Raw genomic sequence first — 3903 nt, forward strand, 5'->3', positions numbered from 1 at the left:
CAGCGCTGAGTCATCCTTCCCCCACCACCATTACTTCATAAAGCATCAACACCCAATCCAACTGCAATGCACTATATTCTGCCCTCAATACGTGCCCGCAATAGGCCTGATGCGCTGCGCTTATCAGGCATACAGAGAGCTGACGCCTGTGTAGGCCGGATAAGGCGGTTACGCCGCCATCCGGCAAACAGGCATAAAAAAACCCCGCCGGAGCAGGGTTTTATCTTACACAGATAACCGATTAGTGACGCGCACGAACGATCTGGTATTTGCGGGTCAGGTATTCAACTGGAACGCTCCAGATGTGCACCAGACGCGAGAACGGGAACAGCAGGAACAGCGTCATACCCAGCACCAAGTGCATGCGGAAGATAAACGCCACGCCATCCAGATATTCAGACGCGCCGCCGTGGAAGGTCACCACAGTTTGCGCCCAGTTCACCAGTTTCATCATCTCGCTACCGTCCATATGCTGAGCGGAGAACGGAATGGTCAGCAGGCCAAGGGCACACTGGATAACCAGAATGGACAGCACCAGAATATCCGCACCAGTGGTGGTGGCCCGCACGCGTGGGCTGAACAGACGACGTTTCAGCAGCAGCACGCCGCCGACCAGACACATCACGCCTGAGGCGCCGCCCGCGAACATGGCCATCTTTTGTTTCACTTCAAGCGGTAGCCACGCCTCATACATCCAGTGCGGCGTCAGCATGCCCAGAAAGTGTCCGGCAAAAATTCCCAGGATCCCGATATGGAACAGGTTCGACGCCAGGTTCATCCCTTTGCGATCCAGCATCTGGCTGGACGCCGCGCGCCAGGTATATTGCCCATAGTCATAACGCAGCCAGCTGCCGATCAGAAAGACAGAACCCGCGATGTACGGATAGATGTCAAAGAAGAACGTATTCAGGAAGTGCATTATTGCTGTCCTCCGGTGGAGATATTCAGATACTGCGGCGCAACGGCCCCGGCAAAACGACGCTGGTGAGCGGTGATTTCCGACTCGCCGCACCCCTGATCGGCGAAGAATTTCACCTGCTCTTCTTCCCAGACCGCATCCAGTGCCTGCGGGGTATCATCACGCGCTTCATCCGCAATTTTTTCAGCCACTTTGTCGCTATCGATAACGGTATTCGCCAGTTTTAACAGCAAGTCGAACAACACCGCGTAACGGCTTTCACGCTGTTGCAAACGAGCGCTGAGCAAAGCCAGAATCGGCGCGATATCCTGTAACCCCCCTAACGCTTCGCTTTTCGGCAACTGCGCAAGGTATTCCAGATACAGCGGCAGATGATCGGGAAGTTCGCGGCTGTCGAGCTGCAAACCGTGCTGCTCATACTGTGCCATCAGGTCAACCATCGCCTGACCACGATCGCGGGATTCACCGTGTACATGTTCAAACAGCAGCAGCGATGTGGCACGGCCACGGTCAAACAGTTCGCTATAAGCGGCCTGTACATCCAGCATGTCCTGCGCGGTTAAATCGCGCAGGAAAACGCCCAGGGTCTGGGCATCCTCCTTCTCCAGGTTCTCAGATGACGCGAGTGCATCGAAAAGTTCCTGCTGATGCTGCCATAAGGCAGCATCCGGGTACTCGAGCAGACGCGAAACAATGACGAGTTCAATCATTGGTGCGGCTCCGTTTTGCTGGTCACATCAACAGCGTCGATGCGGCGGCTGTTGAACAGATTGAATTTGGTATCAGAACCGTGGCAACCATCGCCGAAGGTAAAGCCACAACCGCTTTTCTCCGGGAATGCGTCACGCGCCAGTTCACGATGGCTGCTTGGCACCACGAAACGATCTTCGTAATTAGCAATCGCCAGGTAACGATACATTTCCTGCGCCTGTGCTTCGCTTAAGCCCACCTCTTCCAGCGCACGGGTATCAACTTTACCGTCAACAGTTTCCGCACGTTTATAGTGACGCATTGCCAGCATACGTTTCAGCGCCAACAGTACCGGCTGGGTGTCGCCAGCGGTCAACAGGTTCGCCAGGTACTGAACCGGGATACGCAGACTGTCTACATCCGGCAGAATACCGTTGCTGCCAAGCTCGCCCGCGTCGGCGGCAGACTGAATCGGTGACAAAGGCGGCACGTACCAAACCATCGGTAGCGTGCGGTATTCCGGATGCAGCGGCAGCGCCAGCTTCCAGTCCATCGCCATTTTGTAAACCGGAGACTGCTGTGCAGCATCGATGACGCTCAGTGGAATACCATCTTTTAGCGCCTGTTCAATGACTGCCGGATCGTTCGGATCGAGGAACACGTCCAGTTGGCGCTGGTACAGATCTTTTTCGTGCTCGGTGCTGGCCGCGCTTTCGATCGCATCGGCGTCATACAGCAGTACGCCGAGATAACGGATACGGCCAACACAGGTTTCGGAGCAAACGGTCGGTTGACCCGCTTCGATACGCGGGTAGCAGAAGATGCACTTCTCGGACTTCCCGCTCTTCCAGTTGAAGTAAATCTTCTTGTACGGGCAGCCGGTGATGCACATACGCCAGCCGCGGCACTTGTCCTGGTCGATCAGCACGATGCCATCTTCTTCACGCTTGTAGATAGCACCGCTTGGGCAGGTCGCCACACACGCCGGGTTAAGGCAATGCTCACACAGGCGCGGCAGGTACATCATGAAGGTGTTTTCGAACTGGCCGTACATCGCCTTCTGCATGTTTTCGAAGTTCTGGTCTTTGGCGCGTTTTTCGAATTCGCCGCCCAGAATTTCCTCCCAGTTCGGACCGCTGGTAATTTTGTCCATCCGCTGACCGGTAATCAACGAGCGCGGACGGGCAATCGGCTGCGCTTTGCTGCCTTCCGGCGCGGTGTGCAGATTCTGATAGTCGAAATCAAACGGCTCGTAGTAGTCATCCATACCCGGTAGATGCGGGTTAGCAAAGATTTTTCCCAGCAGCAGCGCACGGTTACCCATGCGCGGTTGCAGTTTACCGTTGATTTTACGGATCCAGCCGCCCTTCCATTTTTCCTGATTTTCCCAGTCATTCGGGAAACCGACGCCAGGCTTACTTTCCACGTTATTGAACCAGGCGTATTCCATACCTTCACGGCTGGTCCAGACGTTTTTACAGGTCACTGAACAGGTGTGGCAGCCGATGCACTTATCGAGATTCAGCACCATGCCGACTTGTGAACGAATTTTCATTTTACGCTCTCCTGTACCTGGTCATTGCCTTCGCCATCCAACCAGTTAATGTTCTTCATCTTACGTACAACCACGAACTCATCACGGTTTGAACCGACGGTACCGTAGTAGTTAAAGCCGTAGGCCAGCTGCGCATAGCCGCCGATCATATGGGTCGGTTTCGGCGTAATACGGGTCACCGAGTTGTGGATCCCGCCGCGCTGCTGGGTAATTTCTGAACCCGGCAGGTTAACGATACGTTCCTGCGCGTGGTACATCATGGTCATCCCGGCCGGTACACGCTGGCTGACAACTGCACGCGCCGTCAGCGCGCCGTTGCTGTTGAAGACTTCGATCCAGTCGTTATCTTCGATTCCCAGGTCTTTCGCATCGACTTCGCTCATCCACACAATCGGACCACCACGTGACAACGTCAGCATCAGCAAGTTGTCGCTGTAGGTGGAGTGGATACCCCATTTCTGGTGCGGTGTCAGGAAGTTGAGCGCTTTTTCCGGGTTACCGTTAGACTTCTCGCCGATCACCGCTTTCACTGAACGGGTATCGATTGGCGGACGGTAAACCAGCAGGCTTTCACCGAAATCACGCATCCACTGGTGATCCTGATACAACTGCTGGCGACCAGACAGCGTACGCCATGGGATCAGCTCATGAACGTTGGTATAACCGGCGTTATAAGACACATGTTCATCTTCCAGGCCTGACCATGTCGGGCTGGAGATAATTTTGCGCGGCTGCGCCT

4 protein-coding genes are annotated in these 3903 nt (G+C 55.0%); all 4 read right to left on the reverse strand.

Annotated features, from left to right (window positions below; genetic code table 11):
- Window positions 1–241: 241 nt before the first annotated feature.
- Complete coding sequence (gene narI, locus FDX14_RS24340) at window positions 242–919, reverse strand: respiratory nitrate reductase subunit gamma (RefSeq protein WP_038641116.1); 678 nt, start codon at window positions 917–919, stop codon at window positions 242–244.
- The gene (gene narJ, locus FDX14_RS24345; protein WP_079223847.1) at window positions 919–1629 is read right to left on the reverse strand and encodes a nitrate reductase molybdenum cofactor assembly chaperone; all 711 of its coding nucleotides are present in this window, start codon (window positions 1627–1629) and stop codon (window positions 919–921) included. The genes narI and narJ overlap by 1 nt, the downstream gene beginning before the upstream one ends.
- Entirely contained in the window at window positions 1626–3164 is a 1539-nt protein-coding gene (gene narH, locus FDX14_RS24350) for a nitrate reductase subunit beta (protein WP_061381228.1), read from the reverse strand. The genes narJ and narH overlap by 4 nt, the downstream gene beginning before the upstream one ends.
- Window positions 3161–3903, reverse strand: a 743-nt coding sequence (locus FDX14_RS24355) for a molybdopterin dinucleotide binding domain-containing protein (protein ID WP_137350407.1), incomplete at its 5' end; no start/stop codon positions are given. The genes narH and FDX14_RS24355, both read right to left, overlap by 4 nt.

It is taken from the genome of Citrobacter sp. wls710 (assembly GCF_005281115.1).
Classification (GTDB): Bacteria; Pseudomonadota; Gammaproteobacteria; order Enterobacterales; family Enterobacteriaceae; genus Citrobacter; species Citrobacter werkmanii.

Coding starts and splice junctions, on each gene's coding strand:
- narJ (WP_079223847.1), bottom strand. CDS start 1,629: ATGATTGAACTCGTCATTGTTTCGCGTCTGCTCGAGTACCCGGATGCT.
- narH (WP_061381228.1), bottom strand. CDS start 3,164: ATGAAAATTCGTTCACAAGTCGGCATGGTGCTGAATCTCGATAAGTGC.
- narI (WP_038641116.1), bottom strand. CDS start 919: ATGCACTTCCTGAATACGTTCTTCTTTGACATCTATCCGTACATCGCG.